This window comes from Micromonospora sp. NBC_00860 (assembly GCF_045207375.1).
Lineage (GTDB): Bacteria > Actinomycetota > Actinomycetes > Mycobacteriales > Micromonosporaceae > Micromonospora > Micromonospora vinacea.
Window position 1 is genome coordinate 2,780,121 of the sequence record NZ_CP108825.1, and the last position, 20,880, is coordinate 2,801,000.

23 protein-coding genes are annotated in these 20,880 nt (G+C 70.7%); 13 read left to right on the forward strand and 10 right to left on the reverse strand.

Annotation, left to right across the window (positions count from 1 at the left end; translation table 11 throughout):
• Positions 1-40 precede the first annotated feature (40 nt).
• The gene (locus OH804_RS12710) at positions 41-418 is read left to right on the forward strand and encodes a carboxymuconolactone decarboxylase family protein (RefSeq protein ID WP_406065252.1); all 378 of its coding nucleotides are present in this window, start codon (positions 41-43) and stop codon (positions 416-418) included.
• A gap of 84 nt (positions 419-502) precedes the next feature.
• Here the strand turns inward: OH804_RS12710 and OH804_RS12715 are convergent, their stop codons facing one another.
• Together OH804_RS12715 and OH804_RS12720 are read right to left on the reverse strand one after the other, a co-directional pair.
• Positions 503-1,159, reverse strand: coding sequence for an HAD family phosphatase (locus OH804_RS12715; protein WP_196924938.1), 657 nt, complete (start codon positions 1,157-1,159; stop codon positions 503-505).
• 121 nt (positions 1,160-1,280) lie between these two features.
• Entirely contained in the window at positions 1,281-2,024 is a 744-nt protein-coding gene (locus OH804_RS12720) for a neutral zinc metallopeptidase (RefSeq protein WP_406065254.1), read from the reverse strand.
• A gap of 228 nt (positions 2,025-2,252) precedes the next feature.
• Between OH804_RS12720 and OH804_RS12725 the strand changes: the two genes are divergently transcribed.
• On the forward strand, positions 2,253-2,618 hold the full coding sequence (locus OH804_RS12725) for a hypothetical protein (RefSeq protein WP_406065256.1): 366 nt from the start codon (positions 2,253-2,255) through the stop codon (positions 2,616-2,618).
• Between the two features lie 6 nt (positions 2,619-2,624).
• Here the strand turns inward: OH804_RS12725 and OH804_RS12730 are convergent, their stop codons facing one another.
• A complete protein-coding gene (locus OH804_RS12730) occupies positions 2,625-2,834 on the reverse strand; it encodes a hypothetical protein (RefSeq protein ID WP_196922906.1) in 210 nt (69 codons plus the stop codon).
• 83 nt (positions 2,835-2,917) lie between these two features.
• Positions 2,918-4,204, reverse strand: coding sequence for an IS256 family transposase (locus tag OH804_RS12735; RefSeq protein WP_406060189.1), 1,287 nt, complete (start codon positions 4,202-4,204; stop codon positions 2,918-2,920).
• 250 nt (positions 4,205-4,454) lie between these two features.
• On the opposite strand from OH804_RS12735, the gene OH804_RS12740 reads away from it, so the two are divergent.
• Entirely contained in the window at positions 4,455-4,847 is a 393-nt protein-coding gene (locus OH804_RS12740; RefSeq protein ID WP_231393993.1) for a YciI family protein, read from the forward strand.
• A 3-nt stretch (positions 4,848-4,850) separates the two neighbouring features.
• Positions 4,851-6,107 (forward strand): RNA polymerase sigma factor, encoded by a 1,257-nt coding sequence (locus OH804_RS12745; RefSeq protein WP_406065258.1) that lies wholly within the window; start codon positions 4,851-4,853, stop codon positions 6,105-6,107.
• A 48-nt stretch (positions 6,108-6,155) separates the two neighbouring features.
• On the opposite strand, the gene OH804_RS12750 is transcribed toward OH804_RS12745, so the two are convergent.
• Positions 6,156-7,256 carry a calcium:proton antiporter gene (locus OH804_RS12750; protein WP_196924937.1) on the reverse strand — a complete coding sequence of 367 codons (1,101 nt, stop codon included), beginning with the start codon at positions 7,254-7,256 and terminating at the stop codon, positions 6,156-6,158.
• A gap of 111 nt (positions 7,257-7,367) precedes the next feature.
• On the opposite strand from OH804_RS12750, the gene OH804_RS12755 reads away from it, so the two are divergent.
• Both OH804_RS12755 and OH804_RS12760 read left to right on the forward strand, forming a co-directional pair.
• Positions 7,368-7,730: a metalloregulator ArsR/SmtB family transcription factor gene (locus OH804_RS12755; RefSeq protein WP_196922903.1), complete on the forward strand. Its 363-nt coding sequence runs from the start codon at positions 7,368-7,370 to the stop codon at positions 7,728-7,730.
• Positions 7,727-8,230 (forward strand): SRPBCC family protein, encoded by a 504-nt coding sequence (locus OH804_RS12760; RefSeq protein WP_406065260.1) that lies wholly within the window; start codon positions 7,727-7,729, stop codon positions 8,228-8,230. Before OH804_RS12755 ends, OH804_RS12760 begins: the two co-directional genes overlap by 4 nt.
• Here the strand turns inward: OH804_RS12760 and mug are convergent.
• On the reverse strand, positions 8,227-8,796 hold the full coding sequence (gene mug / locus OH804_RS12765; protein WP_196922901.1) for a G/U mismatch-specific DNA glycosylase: 570 nt from the start codon (positions 8,794-8,796) through the stop codon (positions 8,227-8,229). The two genes, OH804_RS12760 and mug, sit on opposite strands and share 4 nt — an antisense overlap.
• Positions 8,797-8,870: 74 nt before the next feature.
• Between mug and OH804_RS12770 the strand changes: the two genes are divergently transcribed.
• The 5 genes from OH804_RS12770 (at position 8,871) to OH804_RS12790 (ending at position 15,805) form a co-directional block, all read left to right on the forward strand.
• A complete protein-coding gene (locus tag OH804_RS12770; protein WP_196922900.1) occupies positions 8,871-9,614 on the forward strand; it encodes a cyclopropane-fatty-acyl-phospholipid synthase family protein in 744 nt (247 codons plus the stop codon).
• A gap of 37 nt (positions 9,615-9,651) precedes the next feature.
• On the forward strand, positions 9,652-10,461 hold the full coding sequence (locus tag OH804_RS12775; protein ID WP_196922899.1) for a CPBP family intramembrane glutamic endopeptidase: 810 nt from the start codon (positions 9,652-9,654) through the stop codon (positions 10,459-10,461).
• A 99-nt stretch (positions 10,462-10,560) separates the two neighbouring features.
• A complete protein-coding gene (locus OH804_RS12780) occupies positions 10,561-11,271 on the forward strand; it encodes an alpha/beta fold hydrolase (protein ID WP_196922898.1) in 711 nt (236 codons plus the stop codon).
• A 427-nt stretch (positions 11,272-11,698) separates the two neighbouring features.
• A complete protein-coding gene (locus OH804_RS12785; RefSeq protein ID WP_196922897.1) occupies positions 11,699-12,886 on the forward strand; it encodes a ThuA domain-containing protein in 1,188 nt (395 codons plus the stop codon).
• An 87-nt stretch (positions 12,887-12,973) separates the two neighbouring features.
• Complete coding sequence (locus OH804_RS12790) at positions 12,974-15,805, forward strand: PQQ-dependent sugar dehydrogenase (RefSeq protein ID WP_406065263.1); 2,832 nt, start codon at positions 12,974-12,976, stop codon at positions 15,803-15,805.
• A gap of 44 nt (positions 15,806-15,849) precedes the next feature.
• Here OH804_RS12790 and OH804_RS12795 read toward each other — a convergent pair whose 3' ends face one another.
• Positions 15,850-16,617, reverse strand: a complete 768-nt coding sequence (locus OH804_RS12795) for a helix-turn-helix domain-containing protein (RefSeq protein ID WP_406065265.1) — start codon at positions 16,615-16,617, stop codon at positions 15,850-15,852.
• A gap of 80 nt (positions 16,618-16,697) precedes the next feature.
• Between OH804_RS12795 and OH804_RS12800 the strand changes: the two genes are divergently transcribed.
• Positions 16,698-17,084: a nuclear transport factor 2 family protein gene (locus tag OH804_RS12800; RefSeq protein ID WP_406065267.1), complete on the forward strand. Its 387-nt coding sequence runs from the start codon at positions 16,698-16,700 to the stop codon at positions 17,082-17,084.
• Here the strand turns inward: OH804_RS12800 and OH804_RS12805 are convergent.
• On the reverse strand, positions 17,081-18,025 hold the full coding sequence (locus OH804_RS12805; protein WP_406065269.1) for an acyltransferase domain-containing protein: 945 nt from the start codon (positions 18,023-18,025) through the stop codon (positions 17,081-17,083). The two genes, OH804_RS12800 and OH804_RS12805, sit on opposite strands and share 4 nt — an antisense overlap.
• 29 nt (positions 18,026-18,054) lie before the next feature.
• Positions 18,055-18,639 carry a hypothetical protein gene (locus OH804_RS12810; RefSeq protein WP_406065271.1) on the reverse strand — a complete coding sequence of 195 codons (585 nt, stop codon included), beginning with the start codon at positions 18,637-18,639 and terminating at the stop codon, positions 18,055-18,057.
• A gap of 171 nt (positions 18,640-18,810) precedes the next feature.
• Here OH804_RS12810 and OH804_RS12815 point away from each other — a divergent pair, with 171 nt between their 5' ends.
• Positions 18,811-19,833 carry a trypsin-like serine peptidase gene (locus OH804_RS12815; RefSeq protein ID WP_406065273.1) on the forward strand — a complete coding sequence of 341 codons (1,023 nt, stop codon included), beginning with the start codon at positions 18,811-18,813 and terminating at the stop codon, positions 19,831-19,833.
• Positions 19,834-19,972: 139 nt separating this feature from the next.
• Here OH804_RS12815 and OH804_RS12820 read toward each other — a convergent pair whose 3' ends face one another.
• Positions 19,973-20,833 (reverse strand): SDR family NAD(P)-dependent oxidoreductase, encoded by an 861-nt coding sequence (locus OH804_RS12820; RefSeq protein WP_406065275.1) that lies wholly within the window; start codon positions 20,831-20,833, stop codon positions 19,973-19,975.
• Between the last annotated feature and the right edge of the window lie 47 nt (positions 20,834-20,880).

Consider the following 20,880-nt stretch of genomic DNA (forward strand, 5'->3'; position numbering starts at 1 on the left):
CGCCCGCGACCCGGGCGGCCGGAGAGCCGGAGCCGGTGACATGACCGATGAGGACGCGTACCAGGGGGCACTCGACAACGCCGAGCGGCTGCTCGGCCAGCCGTTGGTCCTACCGCTCGGCGAGGGCGAACCGTCGGTGGGGCACGACTTCCGTCGACTCGCCACCGTGCAGACCTTCGGCGCGGCCTGGCCCCGGGAGGGCCTGGACCTGCGCGCCCGGTGCCTGGTCTCGGTGGCGATCGCCGCCGCCCTCGGCACCCACGAGCCGCTGCGCGGGCAACTGCGCATCGCGCTGACCTCGGGCGTGACCAGGGAGGAGATCGTCGAACTGTTCATCCACCTGGCCGCGTACGCGGGGGCCGCGCGGGCGTTCGACAGCTACCAGGTGGTCGCCGCGGTCTTCGCCGAGCGCCAGTGAGCCGACACCCCGGGACCGCCAGTCGGGGTGCACGGCGCCGGCCGGTCCCATCAGCCGAGCGCCCCTGACCCGCGCCGGGTTAGCTCAGCCGGTCGTCGCGGCCCGATCGGTCAGCAGCGCCGCGAGCAGTTCCAGGTCCACGCCGGCCAGGCTCTCCACCTGGTGTACGCCGACGGTGCGCGGCAACGCCACCTCCGCCGGTACGGCCAGCACCGCCGCACCCGAGGCGAGCGCGCTGGCCACCCCGGTCGGCGAGTCCTCGATCGCCACGCTTCGCTCGATCGGCACACCCAGCAGCCGAGCCGCGGTCAGGTACGGCTCGGGGTGCGGCTTGGCCGCCACCACCTCGTCGCCGGCGACCACCGTGTCGAAGTTGTCCCGACCGAGGGTGTCCAGGGCGATCTCGACCAGTGCCCGAGGGCTGGAGGTGACCAGCGCGGTGGGGATTGCCGCCGCGCGGACCGCACGCAACAGGTCGTACGCCCCCGGACGCCAGCGCAGACCGGTCCGGAACAGGTCCAGGATCCGGGCGTTGATCCACGCCGCGCTGATCTCCGGGTCCCGCTCGGGCTGCCCCAGGTCGTCGTGCAGGATGCGCATCGACTCGGCCATGGCGGTACCGATGATCGACTGGCGGGCGTCGACGGAGAGCTCCCCGCCGTACTCCTTCGCGAGTTCCTGCAACGCGACGTCCCACAGCTTCTCGCTGTCGACCAACGTGCCGTCCATGTCGAAGAGCACAGCGGCGGGGTGATGGCTGCTCAGCGGAACCTCCAGGGTCGTGACCGACACCGGCGATCCTGCCAGCACGCCCCGTGGCCAGCGGCGGCAACGGGCGTCAGGGTGATCCGGGCAACCCCGCTCAGCCCAGGTCGCACTCCTTCAGGGAACCCTCGTAACCCCGGAAGAACATGTCGGTGCGCTGCTCGGCGGTGCCGTGCGCCCCTTCCGCGAACCACGGCTGGTCCGGGTCGTCGCCGACCGCGGCCACCCCCTCGCGGAACTCGTCCAGGTCGCCCTCGGCCAGGGTCAGGGCGCCCGAGCGCACCGAGTCGCCGAGGTACGCCCCGGCCATGCAGTCGGCCTGCAACTCCTGCTGGATGGTGAAGCTGTAATTGATGCCGAGCCGCACCTGGATGGCGTGCGCGTACTCGTGCCCGAGCAGGTAGAACACGAACGCGTCGCCGACCTGGCGGAACGCCGCCACCGACCAGGCGACGTCGTACGCGATGAAGTCGCCCTGCGAGCAGTAGACGGCGTTGTTGCGGGGCAACGGCTGGCCGCCGCAGGACACCTCGCCGTCGCGCTGGTACGGGGTGATCCGGCGGATCGGTCGGAACCGCTGCCCGGATTCCTTGAACTGGGCCGTCCAGTACCGCTCGGCGACCTCCTGCGCGTCGGCGACGTCCTGCTCGAACTCGGCGACGCTCGTGGTGCTGTCGGCCCGGGTGGTGCTCGGTCCCGGCGAGGCGGCCGTCGGGTTCGCCCCGGGCCGTTCGGCCTCCGGCTCGGCCAGCCCACCGCCGGCGCAGGCGAGGGAGACCAGGGCGGCGATCAGCAGACCCGCCAACGGGCCCCGCGCGTCGCGTCCGAACCGTGCCCCCACTGTGCCTCCCCAGACATCGGTGCTCAGGCTGGTAGTACCCCGACGATAGGACCGAAACGCCCGTCACCGGTGTCACGCACGGCACGGCCGGACGGTTCACCCGCCGTGGGGCCGGATGGGCTGCGGCGCAGCGAGTGTCGCGCGGCGGGCTCGGGTGGGCGCGGGGCGCCACTGCGGGGCCGCCACAATGCTCCGGGGCGGGTGTCGCCGTCCAGGAAAGGAGGGGCCGTGGTGCACGAGCTGGGCAGTCGCAGCCGACGTCAACCGGCACCGGCGCACGTCCTGTGGCGGTCGCTGCGCGACCCGTACGAGGCCGGCAGCCGGCCCTGGCTGGAGTTGCGCGACGACGAGATACCGCCCCGGGTGGTGGCGGGCTACGCGCCGGTGCTGCTCGTCTGGTCGTCGCTGTGGCCGCACCGACCGTTGGACCGGATCCGCTTCGACCTGACCGCCGGGCTGCCCGGCGGGGACTGCACGCTGCGCTGGACGCTCACCACCGACGGGGAACTGCCGAGTGAGAGCACCCTCGGCCACCTACGCCACCGCCTCAACTACCTGGTCAACCACCGGCTGCGCCGCTCGTACGGCCAGTAGGGTCGCTCAACCGCCCGACTCCCGACCGCGCTGCCACGTGTCACCCTGGTCACCGTGCCGCTCGGTCTCGTACCGCTGCTGCCGCGCCCGAGCGTCCCGCCCGGCCCGAGGCTCGTCGCCCCCAACCTCATCGGCCCGCCCCCGGCGCACCACAACGCCAAACGCCACCCCCGCCACCAGCACGAAACCCCCGACCACCACCCACACCACAGTCATCCCGCCAACCTAGGCCCCACCCACCACCCCGAACCATTGTTGATCAGGGGCTGTCTCGCTAACGGTGTTTCCGGCGATCTTGGTTAGTAGGTTTCAGCGGCTGGGAAGCGGTCGCTGAAGGTGATGGCGAAGGCGTTCAACGCGGGTTTCCAGCGCATCGTCCATCGGGTTCTGCCTGCTCCGGTGGGGTCCAGGGACCGGGTCACCAGATACAGACACTTCAACGCGGCCAGCTCGTTGGGGAAGTGGCCGCGGGCCTTGACCGCCCGCCGGTAGCGGGCGTTCAACGACTCGATCGCGTTCGTGGAGCAGATGACTTTGCGGATCTCCACGTCGTAGTCGAGGAACGGGATGAACTCGGCCCAGGCGTTGTCCCACAGGCGGATCACCGCCGGATACCTGCCGCCCCACTTCTCGGCCAGGTCGTCGAACGCGGCCCGGGCCGCGGTGGCGTTGACGGCGGTGTAGATCGGTTTGATGTCGTGCTTGATCGCGTCCCAGTACTTGCGGGAGGTGAGCCGGAACGTGTTGCGGATCAGATGGATGATGCACGTCTGGACCACGGTCTGGGGCCACACGTTCGTGACCACCTCGGGCAGGCCTTTCAACCCGTCGCAGACGAGGAAGAACACGTCCTTCACACCCCGGTTACGCAGGTCGGTCAGCACGCTCATCCAGAACTTCGCACCCTCACCACCGGTGCCGGCCCACAGTCCGAGGATGTCTTTCTCCCCGTCGAGGGTGACTCCGATCGCGGCGTAGAACGGCCGGTTGGCGACCTGCCCATCACGGACTTTGACCACGATCGCGTCGATGAACACCGCCGCGTAGATCTCATCCAACGGCCGGTGCGACCAGTCGGTCATCTCCTCGATCACCTTGTCAGTGATCCGCGAGATCGTCTCCTTACTGACCGAAGCGCCATAGATCTCAGCGAAGTGAGCACTGATCTCTCCGGTGGTCAGCCCTTTGGCATACAGCGACAACACCACCTCGTCGACCCCGGACAACCGGCGCTGCCGCTTACGGACGATCTGCGGCTCGAACGTGCCAGCCCGATCCCGCGGCACCTCGATGGGCACCGGCCCCGACGCGTCGGTCAGCACCGTCTTCGACCTCGTGCCGTTGCGGATGTTGCCCGACCCGGCGCCCACCGCGTCGTGTTTCTCATAGCCGAGGTGCTCGGTCATCTCCTCGTTCAGCGCGGTCTCCAGGACCGTCTTGGTCAACTGCTTGAGCAGCCCGTCCGGGCCGGTCAGCGACAGGCCCTGTTCCTTGGCCGCCCGAACCAGCTCGGCCGCGGCCTTCGCCTCCGCCGACGGCTCAGGCCGCTTCCTTCGTCCGGTCTGATCGTTCAGTGTCGCGGTCATCACGGCACCCTCCTCACCAGGCACAACGCCCGATGGGTCAGGCCGGAAACACCGTTAGATCCACAGACCCGTTGATCATGAAGTTAGCGTCATCCCGCTCGGCGTGTCGTGACGCTAACTTCATGATCACCGGATCGGGTGGGGGTGGACCCGGGGACGGTGGGATGTCTGGGTGGGGGTTTGGGGTTCGACGTTTCCTGTGGGGGCGCCGGGGTGGTGTCCGTGGGAGAAGGGAAGAACCGTGAAGTACATGATTTTGCTCTACGGGTCGCAGCAGGACTACGACGTGCTGTCGGGACGGGCTTCCGACCGGCCGGCGATGTCGGCCGAGCAGATCGCGGCGATGCACCAGCACATGGAGACCTTCCACCAGGCGCTGGCCGAGTCCGGAGAGCTGGTCGACGCCCGGGGGCTGAGCGAGCCGGTACACGCCCGCCGGGTGCAGGTGCGCGCGGGGGCACCGGTGGTCACCGACGGCCCGTACCCGGAGACGCAGGAGGTCCTCGCCGGTTACACCATCGTGGAGTGCGCAAGCTTCGACCGGGCCACCGAGATCGCCGCCGGCCTGGTCGACCCGGACGCCCCCGGCGGGTACGTGGACGTGCGACCCGTGCTCGACGGTGTCGAGGACCTGGCCGGCTGACCCGTGCCGGAGACCCCCGCCGAGGATCTGCTGCGCGAGCTGGCGCCGCAGGTCCTCGGCGCGCTGGTCCGCCGCTACGGGCACTTCGACACTGCCGAGGACGCGGTGCAGGAGGCGCTGATCGCCGCGGTGAACGGTTGGCCGCGCGACGGCGTACCGGAGAATCCGCGTGGTTGGCTGATCACCGTGGCGTCCCGGCGGCTGACCGACCTGCTGCGTCGCGAGCAGGCCCGGATGCGACGCGAGGACACTGTGGCGCGGTGGGTGCTGCCGGAGCAGTGGCGCGCCCCCGCCGCCGACCAGCCTCCGGCGGACGCCGACGACACGCTCATCCTGCTGTTCCTGTGCTGCCACCCGGCACTGTCGGCGGCGTCGCAGATCGCGCTCACCCTGCGCGCGGTGGGCGGGTTGAGCACCGCCGAGGTGGCGCGCGCGTTCCTGGTGCCGGAGGCGACGATGACCCGGCGGATCAGTCGGGGCAAGCAGCGCATCCGCGACAGTGGGCTGCGGTTCGCGCCGCCCACCGGCCCGGAGCGCGCCGACCGGCTCGCCGCCGTGCTGCACGTGCTCTACCTGATCTTCACGGAGGGGTACGCCCGCACGGCCGGGCCCGGGTTGCTGCGCGCCGACCTGACCGCCGAGGCGATCCGACTGACCCGCCTGGTGCGCCGGCTGGTGCCCGAGGATCCCGAGGTGACCGGGCTGCTCGCGTTGATGCTGCTCACCGACGCCCGCGCGCCGGCCCGGATCGGCGCGCACGGCGAGTTGGTGCCGATGGCCGAGCAGGACCGTTGCCGGTGGCGGGCCGACCAGATCGCCGAGGGGGTCGAGCTGATCAGCGGGGCGCTGCCGCGTGGGGTGGTCGGGGCGTACCAGCTCCAGGCGGCCATCGCGGCCGTGCACGACGAGGCGCCCAGCGCGGCGGACACCGACTGGGCGCAGATCACCGCCCTGTACGAGGTGCTCCTCGGGATGTCCGACAACCCGGTGGTGGCGCTCAACCACGCGGTGGCGGTGGCGATGAGCCGCGGCGCACCGGCCGGCTTGGCGCTGCTCGCCGACCTGGCCGACGACCCCCGTCTCGCCGACGACCCGCGACTGCCGGCCGCCCGCGCCCACCTGTGGGAGCTGGAGGGTGAACGGGTCGCGGCGCGGGAGGCGTACCGGATGGCGGCGGCGCGCTCGACGAACCTGGCGCAGCAGCGCTACCTGAACGCCCGCGCGGATCGTCTCGCCGGCGACCCGCCGCCCGCCGGCTGAGCCGTGCGGTCACGGACCGAGCCGGCGGGCCGCGCGGGTGGCGTCGGGTCAGGGGCTGGCGGCCAGGAAGACGAAGGCGGCCATCAGCACCAGGTGTACGCCGCCCTGCAACACGTTGGCCCGGCCGGGCACCACGGTGAGCACGGCGGTCACGGCGGTGAGCGCGAGCAGGGCGAGTTGGGTGCCGCCGAGGCCGAGCAGCAGCGGGCCGTCCAGCCAGATCGAGGCGATCGCGATGGCCGGGATGGTCAGGCCGATGCTGGCCATCGCCGAACCGAGCGCGAGGTTCAGGCTGATCTGCACGCGGTCACGGCGGGCGGCGCGGGCGGCGGCCAGGGTCTCCGGCAGCAGCACCAGCAGGGCGATGATCACGCCGACGAACGCGTGTGGCAGGTTCGCCGCGGCGACGCCGGCCTCGATGGTCGGGGAGACGGTCTTGGCGTCGCCGACCACCGCGACCAGCGCCACCAGCAGCAGCCCCAGGCTCATCAGCGCCGCGCGGGTGGTCGGCGGCTTCGCGTGCTCCTCGGCGTCGATCACCTGGCCCTGGCTGTCGACAGGCAGGAAGTAGTCGCGGTGCCGGCCGGTCTGCACGAGCACGAACAGCCCGTAGAGCGCCAGCGAGGCGACGGCGGCGAAGGCGAGCTGGGCCGGGCTGAACTCCGGGCCGGGACGGGCCGTGGTGAAGGTCGGAATGACCAGACTCAGGGTGGCCAGGGTGATCACGGTGGCCAGGGCCCCGCCGGTGCCCTCCGGATTGAACACCGCGACGCGACGGCGCAGCGCCCCGAGCAGCAGGGACAGGCCGAGTATCCCGTTACAGGTGATCATGACGGCGGCGAAGACGGTGTCGCGGGCGAGCGACTGGGTCTTCTCCGGCCCGCTGATCATCAGCGTGACGATGAGGGCGACCTCGATCACGGTGACCGCGACGGCGAGCACCAGCGACCCGTACGGCTCCCCCACCCGGTGGGCGACCACCTCCGCGTGGTGCACGGCCGCGAGCACGGCACCTCCCAGGAGCAACGCGACCACCACAATGACCGGGCCGGGCAGGTTCCGCCCCCAGGTGACGATCAACACCAGGACGGCGAGCACGGGTACGGCGAAGGTCCAGTCGGTCAGTCGGGAGCGAAGCAGGGCGGCCATGCCGTACAGAGTGCCAGGCCAGGTGATCATGTGCCCACCATCGACGCACCGACCTGCGGTGCCGACGGTCCACAACGGGCAAACCCGTAACCCATAGGTTACGCTTCTGGGGTGGATGAGGTGGCCGTCGCGATCGCGGACCCGGTGCGGCGGCACATTCTGACCCTGTTGCGCGACGAGCCGCTCTCCGCCGGCGACATCGCCCGACGGTTCACGATCAGCCGGCCCGCCATCAGCCGACACCTGCGGGTGCTGCGCGGCAGCGGCCTGGTCCGTGACGAGTTGGTGGGACGGCAGCGGATCTACCGGCTCGACCCGGGCCCGCTCGCCCCGCTGTTGGACTGGCTCACCGCGCTCACCACAGTCGACCGGTGGGGCCGGCACCTCGACGCGTTGGAGACCGAGGTCTATCGCACCCGCCGAGAGCGCCGCAGCCGCGGCCCGGCGGAGCACCGAAGGGAGCACACGGCATGACCCGCACACCCGCCGGACGCCTGTTTCGCACCGACACCGGCCATGATCTCGTCCTCACCCGGACCTTCCGCGCTCCGGCGGCGGACGTCTGGGCCAGCCTGACCGAGCCGGAGCGTACGGCCCGCTGGTTCGGCCCGTGGGAGGGCGACGCCGGGCCCGGACAAACCATCCGGGTCCAGATGGCGTACGAGGAGCAGCAGCCCTGGTGTGAGATGCGCATCGACGCGTGCGAACCGTCGCGACGCCTCGCCGTGTCGATGGTCGACGACTACGGCAGCTGGCTGCTGGAGCTGTCGCTGACCGAGACCGACGGCACCACCGAGCTGCGGTTCGTGCAGCACCTCACCAGCGTGGAGGGCATCGCCGAGGTGGGCGCCGGTTGGGAGTACTACCTGGACCTGCTGGTCGCCTCCCGGGACGGCTCACCCCGCCCCGAGTTCGACGAGTACCACCCGGCGATGCAGCCCTACTACCAGGGGCTGGTCACCTCGGCCGGCTAGGCGTCGAGTTCCCGCCGCAGCTTGGCGAACTCGGCGGTCAACGCCGGCAGGGGGAAGTGCGCGTTCAGGCCACTGGGGTTCGGCAGCGCCCAGACCCGGGCCGGGCCCAGCCGGTCCGGCTGCGGCCCCAGCCCGGCCTTCGGTCGGACGAAGGCGATCCGGTACGCGGTCACCCCGAGGATCGCCACCCACCGCGGCCGGTAACGCTCGGCCCTCACCGCCAACCCGGCCACGCCGGCCACCAGTTCCTCCGACGTCAGCTCGTCGGCGCGGGCGGTGGCCCGGTTGCTCAGGCTGGTGATGCCCAGACCGTGGCGCAGCAGCTCGTCGTGCTCCCACGGGCGCAGCTCCCGGTCGGTGAAACCGCCGCCGTGCAGGGCCGGCCAGAACCGGCTGCCCTTGCGGGCGAAGGGCAGGCCCACGGCGGCCGAGTAGAGGCCGGGGTTGAAGCCACAGAACAGCACCCGCAGGCCGGGGCCGATCACGTCCGCCAGGCCCCGACCGGCGGCCGCCGCCACCTCCTGCGGGGTCGGCCGCCGAAACGGCCCCGCCTGCTCCGCGCCCATCTGACCGATCCTGCCGTACGCCGGGGTGTCGGGCCCGGCGCACGCCGACGATCACGCTTTGACACCCTCAACGCATGCAGTCAACCGACCACCTCGCCGCCAGCCGCTACGCCCGGATGCGCTGGAACACGCCGCTGTCGCAGGAGCACGCCGCGTTGCTGCTGCAACGACTCGACGTCCGTCCCGGCGCGCGCGTGCTCGACCTCGGCTGCGGCTGGGGTGAGCTGCTGCTGCGGGCGGTCACCGCCGGCGGTGTGTCCGGCCCGGTCGCCACGCGGGGAGTCGGCGTCGACACCGACGAGGCCGCGCTCGCCCGGGGGCGGCGACTGGCCGCGGGTCGGTCGCTGAACCGGCACGTCGCCTTCGTGATGGGGGAAGCGGCGGCCTGGCAGGAGCCGGCCGACCGGGTGCTCTGCATCGGCTCGGCGCACGCCTTCGGCGGCACCACGGCCGCCCTCGACGCCCTCGCCGACGTGGTCCGCCCCGGTGGACGGCTGCTGTTCGGCGACGCCTACTGGGAACGGTCCCCCACGGAGGAGATCGCCGAGGTCTTCGGCCCAGAGGTCCCGACCCTTCCCGGCCTGATCGAGGCCGCCCGCGAGCGCGGCTGGCGGTTGCTGCACCTGAGCACCGCCGACCAGCGGGAATGGGACGACTTCGAGTCGACCTGGCTCGCCGGCCGGCAGGAGTGGCTGCTGGCGTACCCGGAGGATCCCCGGGCGGCCGACGTCCGCGCGGAACTCGACGACCGGTTGCGCCAGTACGTCGGCGGTTACCGAGGTGTCCTCGGCCTCGCCTACCTCGTCCTCGGCCGCTGACGGTCGGCCGTTGACGCCGCTGGCTACGCTGCGCGTGGTGAGCGCCGGACCTCGTCTCGCCCTGCCCTGGCGTGTCCTCGTCGTGGCCACCGGCGCCGTGCTGGTGTGGCTGTTCCTCGGCGCCCTGCTCGACAGTGACTACGACCGGCCCACCCATGCGGTCGGGGCGGTCCTCACCACAGCTGTCGTCGTACCGCTGGTGGTCGTCGCCCGTCGCGTCCTGGACCGACGCCCCTGGGCCGGCCTGGGGCTGCTGTCGCTACGCGCCGGCTGGCGGCGTCTGCTGTTCGGCATGGCCTGCTGGCTCGTCCCCGCCGCGGCGGGATTCGCGCTCTGCCTCGGTCTCGGCTGGGTCGAGATCAGCGTCCGGACGTCCGTCGGAGACGTGCTGCGCGTGGCGGTGCTGCTGGTCGTGCTGGTCTTCCTGAAGGAGGCGCTGCCGGAGGAGCTGGTGTTCCGTGGGTACCTGCAACACCACCTCGCCACCCGGCTGCCCGCCTGGCAGGCGGTGATCGGGCAGGCCGTGCTGTTCACAGTGTTCGGGTTCCTCATCGGGGCGGCCAGGTCCGTCGATCGACTGGCGCTCTTCCTCGTCTTCGCGCTGCTGCTGGGCGCCTTCCGCGCCGCGACCGGCGACATCTGGGCCGGCATCGGCCTGCACGTCGCCTTCCAGACGGTCGCTCAGCTGTTCGGCGACGTGGGGGCGGTGTTCGACGTGGTCGGCGGGGACGTCCTCGGTGTGGTGGCCATGGGGGTCATCCCGTTCTCGGTCAGCTGGATCGTCCTGCGTCACCGCTACCGGGACCACCTGGACTGGCGCGCCCTCGCACCGGACCCGGTGCGCTGAGCGGCTGAAGCCTGGGCGTTTGGCACACCGGGCCGACCGGCGTGGGGAAAAGTGGCGGGCGAGAGTTGTCGTCGACCGGCGAGCGCGTGGGGGTTCCAGATGAGTGACACGTCTCCGGCCACGCCCGCGCGCAACGTCGTCCTGGTCCATGGCGCCTACGCCGACGGCTCCTCCTGGTCCGACGTCATCCCGCTCCTGCAGCGGGCCGGGCTGACGGTCACCGCGGTCCAGAACCCGCTGACCTCCCTGGCCGACGACGTCGCGGCCACCAACCGCGCCCTCGACCGGCAGGACGGCCCGACGGTGCTGGTGGGCCACTCCTGGGCCGGCACGATCATCAGCGAGGCCGGCAACCACCCGAGGGTCACCGCCCTGGTGTACGTCGCGGCCCGCGCTCCGGACGCCGGCGAAGACTACAACGCGCTCGCGGCGAAATACCCCACGCCGCCGGCGAACGCCGGCCTCGTGCACCACGACGGGTACGCACAGCTCAGCGAGAGCGCTTTCCTCGCCGACTTCGCCGGGGGAATCGAGGAGACCCGTGCCCGCGCCCTGTACGCGGTGCAGGGCCCGATCGCCAAGGACCTCTTCCAGGGCCGCACGACGACGGCCGCCTGGCGGGACCGACAGTGCTACTACTCGATCTCCATGCAGGACCGCACGACCGCGCCGGAGCTGGAGCGGTTCCTGGCCGATCGGATGAATGCGACGACCATCGAGGTCGAATCATCGCATCTCGCCATGGTCACCCACCCCGAGACGATCGCCGACCTCATCCTCATGGCCACCCGGGGCACCGGACCCGCGTAGGGCGGCAGCCGAGGCCGACCGCCGTGGTGGTCAGGTCAGGGCGCACGCGGACCGGCAGCGCCACGAGCTGCCCCGCGGGCCGTTCTCGATAGTCGTCGGTGGCCACGCCATCGAGCATACGTCATACGTATCATCTCGGCGCCGACCCCGACCGTTCGCGGGCACACTCGGGACCGAGCACGTGGGCTTGACGGGGCGTAGACATCGGAGGTTTACTGCGTCAACGATGCCAGTCGATGAATTCTGACCGTCCATTGTGGGGCGTTTGGATCGCCGTCGGCTGGTTTCACCCCCACCCCCGCACCCCCACCACCCCGCACCACCTCAGCCGAGCATCGGCGGCCCGGCTTCCGCACCACCGCCATCACGGCCTTCGGCCTGCCCGCCTGCACAGCCTGAGGTCGACGCTCAGCAGAGGAGCAAGACCATGCGTTCCCGTCCCCGCCTGTTGGCACTCGTCACCGGCCTGGCCGTCATGCTGGCCAGCCTGGTCGCCCTGCCGACCCCCGCCTCGGCGGCACCACTGACCAAGGTCCTGGTGTTCAGCAAGACCGCCGGTTTCCGGCACTCCTCCATCCCCAACGGCATCGCCGCGATCCAGCAGCTCGGATCGGCCAACGGCTTCACAGTGACCTCGACCGAGGACGCCGCCCAGTTCACCACCTCCAACCTGGCCCAGTACCAGGCGGTGGTCTTCATGTCGACGACCGGCGACGTCCTCAACGCCAGCCAGCAGACGGCGTTCGAGTCGTACATCGCCGCCGGTGGTGGCTACGTCGGCGTGCACGCCGCGGCCGACACCGAGTACAGCTGGCCGTGGTACGGCTCGCTGGTCGGTGCGTGGTTCGACTCGCACCCGGCCATCCAGAACGCCACCGTGAAGATCGAGGACCAGACCAACCCGTCGACCGCCCACCTTGGCACCACCTGGGTCCGCTCCGACGAGTGGTACAACTACCGCACCAACCCGCGCTCCAGCGCACGGGTCCTGGCCAGCCTCGACGAGTCGTCCTACAGCGGCGGCAACATGGGCGGCGACCACCCGATCACCTGGTGCAAGGCGTACGGCGGCGGGCGTGCCTGGTACACGGGCCTCGGACACACCGAGGCGTCGTACACCGACCCGAACTTCACCCGCATGCTGCTCGGTGGCCTCCAGGTCGCCGCGGGCTCCGTGACGGCCGACTGCTCGCCGCGCACGACGACCCCGCCGCCCACCGCCAGCGGTTCCACCCTGCGGGCCCGCGCCAACAACCAGTACGTGAGCGCGCCCAACGCCACCACCTCGCTGATCGCCAACAAGACCTCCGTCGGCACCACCGAGCGGTTCGACCTGGTCAACCTCGCCAACGGCAACGTGGCGCTGCGCGCCAAGGGCAACGGGCAGTTCGTCGCGGCCGAGAACGCCGGGGCCGCCGCGCTGATCGCCAACCGGGCCACCGCCGGCGCCTGGGAGACGTTCCAGCTGGTCCGTAACTCCGACGGCACGGTGAGCCTGCGGGCCACTGTGAACAACCGCTACGTCGCCGCCGACAACGCGGGCGCGTCCCCGCTGATCGCCAACCGGACCTCCATCGGTCAGTGGGAGAAGTTCGACCTGGTCACCACCAACTGACCTGGTTCCCCGCTCGTTCTCCACCACCCCACCTGGTCGTGGTGCGCCCCCGCGCGCCCGTCCCCCGGTCGTCGAGAAAGGACGATCATGCTCTCGTACCCCCGGCGCTGGCCCCGGGCGCTCTTCGCGGCGGTCCTCACCGTCGCGAGCGCGGCCCTCGCTGTGGCTGCACCGTCCACCGCCCAGGCGGCGGTGATCCCCGCCTCCGACTATCAGCAGGTCAAGCTCGCCACCGGTTCGGGTGAGCTGGGTGAGGCCATGTCCCTGGCCGTCCTGCCCAACCGTTCGGTACTGCACACCGCCCGCAACGGCGTCCTGCGGGTGACCGACGTGGCCGGCAACACCAAGGTCTCCGGCACCCTGTCGGTCTACACGCACGACGAGGAGGGGTTGCAGGGCGTCGCCGTCGACCCCAACTTCGCCACCAACCGGTGGATCTACCTGTACTACTCCCCCACGCTGAGCACCCCGTCCGGGGACGCCCCGACCACCGGCTCGCAGTCTGACTGGGACCGGTGGAAGGGGCACCTGCGGCTGTCCCGGTTCACCCTCAACAGCGACGACACGCTCAACCTGGGCAGCGAGAAGATCGTGCTCCAGGTCGCCAACGATCGTGGGCAGTGCTGCCACGTCGGCGGTGACCTGGACTTCGACGCCGCCGGCAACCTGTACCTGACCACCGGCGACGACACCAACCCGTTCGAGTCGTCCGGCTACGCGCCACTTGACGAACGGACCAACCGCAACCCGCAGTTCGACGCCCAGCGCTCGGCGGGCAACACCAACGACCTGCGGGGCAAGGTGCTGCGGATCAAGCCGCAGGCCGACGGCACGTACACGATCCCGTCGGGCAACCTGTTCGCCCCCGGCACGTCGGGCACCCGCCCGGAGATCTACGCCATGGGCCTGCGCAACCCGTTCCGGATGAGCGTCGACAAGGCGACCGGCGTGGTCTACCTCGGTGACTACGGCCCCGACGCAGGCAGCACGAACTCCAGCCGGGGCCCTCAGGGTCAGGTCGAGTTCAACCGCATCGCGTCGCCCGGCAACTACGGCTGGCCGTACTGCACCGGCAGCAACACCAGCACGGAAACATACAATGAATACACCTTCCCGTCCGGGCCGTCGCAGTCCAAGTACAACTGCACGGGCGGGCCGACCAACAACTCGTTCCGCAACACCGGGCTCGGCACGTTGCCCGCGGCGAAGCAGGCCTGGATCAAGTACGCGGGCGACTCCGGTTCTCCGTCGGAGTTCGGCAGCGGCTCGGAGTCGCCGATGGGTGGGCCGGTCTACCGGTACGACGCCTCGCTCAACTCCAGCATCAAGTTCCCGGCCTCGCTGAACGGTCAGTTCTTCGCCGGCGAGTACGGCCGCCGCTGGATCAAGGCCATCGCGGTCAACTCCGACGGCTCGCGTGGGGAGATCTCCAACTTCCCGTGGACCGGCACCCAGGTCATGGACATGGCCTTCGGCCCGGACGGCGCCCTGTACGTGCTGGACTACGGCACCGGCTCGAACAACCAGGCGCTCTTCCGGATCGAGTACATCGGTGGTGGCAACCGCAGCCCGATCGCGGTCGCCTCGGCGAACCCCACGTCGGGGGCCAACCCGCTGACTGTCAACTTCTCGTCGGCCGGCAGCTCCGACCCCGAGGGCGGCGCGCTCAGCTACCTGTGGACCTTCGGTGACGGCACCACGTCGACGGCGGCCAACCCCACCAAGACGTACACCACCAACGGCACGTACTCCCCCACGTTGAAGGTCACCGACCCGACCGGCCTGTCCGGAACGGCGAGCCTGATTGTCACCGTGGGCAACACCGCGCCGACCGTGTCGCTCACCACGCCCGCCGACGGGCAACTGTTCACCTTCGGTGACACGGTGCCGTACCAGATCTCGGTGAGCGACCCGCAGGACGGCACCATCGACTGCTCCAAGGTGAGCCTGACCTACGCGCTGGGCCACGACAGCCACGCCCACCAGATCACCTCGAAGACCGGGTGCAGCGGCTCCATCACCTTGCCGACCGACGGTGAGCACGACTCGGCGGCCAACATCTACGGGGTCTTCGACGCCGCGTACACCGACAACGGCGGACTCACCACGCACAGCATCAAGACGCTGCAACCCAAGCACCGCCAGGGTGAGCACTTCGGCGCCCAGTCCGGTGTCCAGGCCACCGACCACACCAACGCCGAGGGTGGCCGCACGGCCGGGTTCATCGAGAACAACGACTGGATCTCCTACCAGCCGTACAACCTGGCCAACGCCAACCGCATCACCGTAAGGGCGTCGTCGGCCGGCGCCGGTGGCACCATCGAGGTCCGGGCCGGGTCGGCCACCGGCACCCTGCTGGGCACCGTCACGGTTCCGGTGACCGGCAACTGGGAGACCTTCGTCGAGGCGTCCGCCACGATCAGCAACCCGCCCACCGCGTCGACGACGCTGTACCTGGTGTTCAAGGGTGGGTCCGGCTACCTGTTCGATGTCGACGCGTTCACCTTCACCACCGGCACCGGTAGCAGCGCGCCGGCGACCACCTTGCGGGCGCAGGTCAACAACCAGTACGTGTCGGCGGTCGGCAGCACCGCGTTGATCGCCAACAAGGCCAGCGTCTCGACGACCGAGCAGTTCGACCGGGTGGACGCTGGCAACGGTGCCATCGCCCTGCGGTCGCGCGCCAACGGGCTCTACGTCTCCGCCGAGAACGCGGGCGCGGAGCCGTTGATCGCCAACCGCACGTCTGTGGGTGCGTGGGAGACCTTCCAGCTCATCAACAACTCCGACGGGACGGTCAGCCTGCGCGCCACGATCAACAACCAGATCGTCGCTGCCGAGAACGCCGGGGCCGGGTCACTGATCGCCAACCGGACGTCGGTCGGATCCTGGGAGAGGTTCGTCCTGACCACGGGCTGACGAACGAGTGGTGGGCCCGGCCTGGACGGTGACCAGGCCGGGCCCTACCGCGTGAAGTAGGCGGCGCTCTGCGGGTCCGCCGGGTAGTAGGACTCCACAGCGATCTCCTCGATGGTGATGTCCATCGGAGTGCCGAACGTGGTGATGGTCGAGAACAGCCGCAGCTCGCGTCCACCGACCCGCAGGATCATCGGGAGCACCACGTCGGCGTCGACCCGTTGGCCCGTCGGCTCCTCGGGCAGCGGGCTCAGCAGTTCCTCGTAGAGCGCCGCGAGTTCCGCGTCGGGAGCGGCGGCGAGCTGGCGTGAGATCCGGCTGCGGAACACCGCCCGCACGTCGCCCAGGTTGACGACCAGGGGGGCCAGCCCTCGCGGGTCCAGGCCCAACCGGACCAGGTTCACCGGCGGTCGCAACAGCTCGGGCGCCGCGTACGCGAAGAACGGGTCGACCGCGCGGTTGGTCAGCACGATGTTCCACCGGCGGTCGAAGACCAGCGCCGGATACGGCTCGTGCGCCTGAAGCACCCGGCGGACCGCGTCGAGGGCACCGGACAGGGCGGCGTCGTCGAGCGGACGCTGCGGGTACCGAGGCGCGAAGCCGGCGGCGAGCAACAGCTGGTTGCGATCACGCAGCGGCACGTGGAGCTGGTCGGCGAGCCGGAGGATCATGCCGGCGCTCGGCGTGGACTTGCCGGTCTCGACCAGGCTGACGTGCCGCGCCGAGACATCCGCGGCGATCGCCAGGTCGAGTTGGCTGAGCCCTCGGCGCTTGCGCCACTGCCGCAGGAGTTCCCCGACCGCATACACGATCATGAGCCTACTCATCGTCGCTCGGAACACCATGAAGTGCGATGTCATCGACAGGCACCCGGGCCGCGCAAATACTTGCGGCCATGACCACCGAGAACAAGAGCATCGTCGGACGTGCGTTGGCAGGGCTGGTCGACACCGGCGACGTCGACACGCTCGCCTCGTTCCTGAGCGAGGACTTCATCCACCACCGGTCGGATTCGACGACCTCGACCAGGACACAGTGGCTCGCCGCGGTCCGCGCCGCGCTGGGCCCGACCGCCGGCATGCGGGTCGACGTCCTGCACCTCCTGGCCGACGGTGACCACGTCGTGGTGCACTCGCGACGCCGACTCCCCGACGCGGGGCCGGAGATCGTGGTGGTCGACGTCCTGCGGATCGCCGACGGGCTCATCGCAGAGGGGTGGGAAGTCATCGAACCGGCGGCCCGGGCGGCCGTCAACGACGCGTGGTGGGACGCGGACGCCTAGATCGGGAAGCGGCCGTGGCGCCAGTGCCAGTGGCCGCCGGCCCGCAGATGGTCGACGATCGCGCGCTGGAGCGCGGTGCGGCGCGGCAACTCGTCGAGCGGCGTGGTCAGGGTGCGGAACCCGAAACGCAGCACCTCGATGTCGGCGTCCGGCCCCGCCGACTCGTCGTAGGGCTCCAGCTCGAACCGGCGCTGGAACCGCACGATGTTGGAGTCCTCGGGGAGGTACTCCCGCAGCTGCGGGTCGAGCAGCCACGAGGCGCAGGAGAACGCGGTGTAGCGCTCGTCGGGAAAGTGCCGGGGAAAGAACGCGCGGGCCTCGTCCAGGGACGCCTCGACCGCCCCCGGGGTCAACGGCCCCGAATCGGGGACGTGCAGGCCGATGGCGCCGTCGCCACGCTGGTGCTGGAGCCGACCCAGCTCGTAGACGCTGCCGCGCGAGTGCAGCGTCAGCCAGCTCTGCATGATCGGCCAGCCCTCGCCGCGCATCCGTCGGTCGATGGCGAGGTTGCGGCCCAGGTCAGCCAGGGTCACCCAGGTCACGGCATCGGGGACCCCGTGGTCGCTGTGGTACCCGCGCACCACGTCGACCAGGGCCAGGTACGCGTACACGTAGAGGTGCCGCCAGGCGGGCCCCCGGTCTCGGGGCAGCTCCGGGCCGGGCGACAGCCAGTCGTAGCCCGCGAGGTCGGCGCGGACCACGGCGATCGACCGGTCGAGCAGCCAGCGCAGCTCGGGAGTCCACAGCGGAGAGTCGGGGTCGGGCCAGCCCGCCATGATCTCGGCGGCGTCGTCCGGCGGCACGGCGAGCCGGTCGAGGAGCGCGGGCGCGTCGGCCTTGGCCGGCAACGGTGCTGACGGCCCGTCACCGGCGAGCCGGTGCACCCGGTCGACCTCCTCGACGGGCACCCCGAGCCGGGCGGCGATGTCGTCCAGATCCACGCCGACGACCCTACCGGCCGGCGGGGGTCTCAGGAGTCCGCCGGCACCCCGGCGTCGAGCTGCCCGATCATCGGCGCGAGGAGGTCGTTGAGCTCCCGCGCCAGCACCGCCACGGCCCGGCGCGCCGCCGCGGCGACCTCGTCGTCCGGACCGTCGGGCGTCGGCGGCAGGTCGTCGAGCGGGACCGGCGCCTCCACCTGAAGCAACGCGCGCAGATGCGGGCGGCGCGTCTGGTCCTCCTCGGTGGGCGTGGTGAACTGGCCGAACAGCTGGGGCCAGTCCTGCCAACCACGGTCGCGCTGCCACTGCTTGGTCCAGGTCAGCTCGGCCGGCCAGCGGGAGGCCACTGTCACCGCGCAGACCAGGCTGCCGTCCCACGGGCTGCGCGCGCAGGTCGCCGAGATGACCCGCCGGTGCCAGCGGACGAAGCCGGGCGACAGCTCGGTGGCCAGCCGCCAGGCGGTCACCGCGAACGCCACGGGCGCGAAGTCACCCCAGGTGTCGGCGAACTCGTCGATCCGACGAAACACCTCGGCCTCATACCGGCCGCGCCCGTCGCTGCCGTGCTCGCGGTCGAACTGCTCGTCCAGCCAGAAGGCGCGCGGTTCCGGCATCCTCAACCCCCGTTTGTGAGAAGTTCTCGGACACGCGGCGGCGCATCTCGCAGTCAGGCAACCGTCACTGACCGTATACGACATGCCCACTGTAGACCCTTCGCCCGAGCCTAGCGTCTAGGGAAGGACATCGGAGCGTATCGGCTCCGACCACCAACCTCAGGAGGCTTCGTGCGTCGGCGACTCGGATTCATCACCGTGGGCAGCATTGTGCTGGCCGCTCTCACTGTCGCGCAGGCGCCGGCCCAGGCGGGTGCGACCGCTGCCGCCGGGTCCGCGACAGTGGTCGAAGCGCGTGCCACCATCCACGGACGGCCGTCCACCGACGCCGACACCGCGGCGAGGTTGAGCACCGCCTACTGGACCCCGGAGCGCATGCGAGCGGCGCGACCCGCTCCCATGCCGGACGGGGTCGACGCACCCGACGGGGAGGCCGCCGACCGCCCCGGCCGAATCGGCGCGCCCCGCGACGTGGCAGCGCCAGCGGCACCACGGACCTCGACCACCACCCTGAGCGCGGCGGGCAGCGGCCAGGGAACTCAGGCGGTGAACGCCTCACCCGGCGTCGGTCGGGTGTTCTTCACCCACGACGGCGAGGACTTCTTCTGCTCCGGTGGCACCATCAACAACCCGCAGGCGAACCTGGTGTCCACCGCGGGCCACTGCGTACACCCGGGTGACGGCGGATCGGTCTGGTTCGACAACTGGGTGTACGCGCCCGAGTTCACCGAGGGCGAGCCCCTGCACGGCCTCTGGTCGGCCAAGGAGTTCACCTCGGTCGAGGGCTGGGTCGACTGGGGTTACGTCTGGTGGGACTTCGCGTTCGTCACCATGCACCCACTTGACGGTGACCGGCTCGTGCACGTCACCGGCGGGCAGGGACTCAGCGTCAACAAGTCCAAGTCGTTCTCCGCGATGCTGCTCGGCTACCCGGGCGAGCCGCCGTTCGACGGGCAGTCGCAGTACTACTCCTCCGGCACCACCAAGGTCGCCGGGGCCCAACGGGTCAAGCTGAAGAACTGCCCGCTCAACAAGGGCGCGAGCGGCGGCCCGTTCCTGCGCGCCTGGGACAACGACCTTCGGTTCGGGTACGTCAACTCGGTGATGTCCTACAAGTTCTCCGGGAACATGTACGGCCCCTACTTCGACGACGACGTCCTGGACATCTACACCGTCGCGAAGAACAAGCAGTGACCCGCCGGTCGTGCTGATCGTCAACCGGACGTCCATCAGCCAGCGGGAGAAGTTCGACCTCGTCACCGGCTGAACGGCGGCGGGCCCGGCCTGGACACTGAGACCAGGCCGGGCAACGCCAGGAGGCGACGGAGAGTCCTCAGCTGTGCTGCGGGATGTCCGTCGTGTACGACAGCTCGCGGCCCGCCTCCACGTCGGAGGTCAGCGCATCGATCCGGGCCTTGGCCAGCGAGTAGGAGTCCGAGCCGAGCAGTTGGTGCAGAGGGGCTTCACCCGAGACGGCCACCTTGATGATGGCGGTTGCGGCACGGACCGGGTCACCGAGCTGGGTGCCCGGCATCGCCAGGTGCGCCTCGGTCATCTCCCGGATCGACTCGTAGCCGGACACGGTGGTCGGCGGCAGGCCAAGGGAGTGCGTACGCAGAAAATCGGTCTGCATGTAGCCGGGCTCCACGAGGTTGACCTGCACGCCGAAATCGCCGACTTCCGCGGCCAGTGACTCGGTCAGCCCTTCCAGGGCGTACTTTCCGGCGCAGTAGAGACCCCAGCCCGGGAAGGAGGTCAGACCGAGGATCGAGGAGATGTTGATGATGTGACCGCTGCGCTGGGCGCGCAGGGACGGCAGCACCGCACGAAGAACGTTCCAGAGTCCAAAGATCTGCACGTCGAACATCTGCCGGACGTCGGCGTCGGTGACCTCCTCGATGGCGGCGAGGAAGCCGTAGCCGGCGTTGTTCACGACCACGTCGATCGCACCGAAACGGTCGGTGGTGGAATGGATCGCCGCCGCGACCGCCGGCTCGTCCGCGAGGTTCAGCTCGAGTGGCAGCAGCCGGGCCCGGTCCACGGATCCCAGGGCCGCGTCGAGACGCTCAGTCGACCTGGTCGTCGCCGCGACGTTGTCACCGCGCGCGAGGAGCTGCTTGACCAACTCCAGGCCGAGGCCCCGGGAGGTCCCCGTGACGAACCAGGTGGCGGGTCGGGTGGTGGGGTACGACATCGGTGTTCTCCTTGTGACTGGAGTGGCAGCGCTGTGACCTGCCGGGA

Bases quoted from the DNA above. Each gene is read 5' to 3' on its own strand.
- OH804_RS12710 (WP_406065252.1), top strand. From the start codon at position 41: ATGACCGATGAGGACGCGTACCAGGGGGCACTCGACAACGCCGAGCGG.
- OH804_RS12730 (WP_196922906.1), bottom strand. From the start codon at position 2,834: ATGACTGTGGTGTGGGTGGTGGTCGGGGGTTTCGTGCTGGTGGCGGGG.
- OH804_RS12735 (WP_406060189.1), bottom strand. From the start codon at position 4,204: ATGACCGCGACACTGAACGATCAGACCGGACGAAGGAAGCGGCCTGAG.
- OH804_RS12740 (WP_231393993.1), top strand. From the start codon at position 4,455: ATGATTTTGCTCTACGGGTCGCAGCAGGACTACGACGTGCTGTCGGGA.
- OH804_RS12750 (WP_196924937.1), bottom strand. From the start codon at position 7,256: ATGGCCGCCCTGCTTCGCTCCCGACTGACCGACTGGACCTTCGCCGTA.
- OH804_RS12760 (WP_406065260.1), top strand. From the start codon at position 7,727: ATGACCCGCACACCCGCCGGACGCCTGTTTCGCACCGACACCGGCCAT.
- mug (WP_196922901.1), bottom strand. From the start codon at position 8,796: ATGGGCGCGGAGCAGGCGGGGCCGTTTCGGCGGCCGACCCCGCAGGAG.
- OH804_RS12770 (WP_196922900.1), top strand. From the start codon at position 8,871: ATGCAGTCAACCGACCACCTCGCCGCCAGCCGCTACGCCCGGATGCGC.
- OH804_RS12780 (WP_196922898.1), top strand. From the start codon at position 10,561: ATGAGTGACACGTCTCCGGCCACGCCCGCGCGCAACGTCGTCCTGGTC.
- OH804_RS12785 (WP_196922897.1), top strand. From the start codon at position 11,699: ATGCGTTCCCGTCCCCGCCTGTTGGCACTCGTCACCGGCCTGGCCGTC.
- OH804_RS12790 (WP_406065263.1), top strand. From the start codon at position 12,974: ATGCTCTCGTACCCCCGGCGCTGGCCCCGGGCGCTCTTCGCGGCGGTC.
- OH804_RS12795 (WP_406065265.1), bottom strand. From the start codon at position 16,617: ATGATCGTGTATGCGGTCGGGGAACTCCTGCGGCAGTGGCGCAAGCGC.
- OH804_RS12800 (WP_406065267.1), top strand. From the start codon at position 16,698: ATGACCACCGAGAACAAGAGCATCGTCGGACGTGCGTTGGCAGGGCTG.
- OH804_RS12810 (WP_406065271.1), bottom strand. From the start codon at position 18,639: ATGCCGGAACCGCGCGCCTTCTGGCTGGACGAGCAGTTCGACCGCGAG.
- OH804_RS12820 (WP_406065275.1), bottom strand. From the start codon at position 20,833: ATGTCGTACCCCACCACCCGACCCGCCACCTGGTTCGTCACGGGGACC.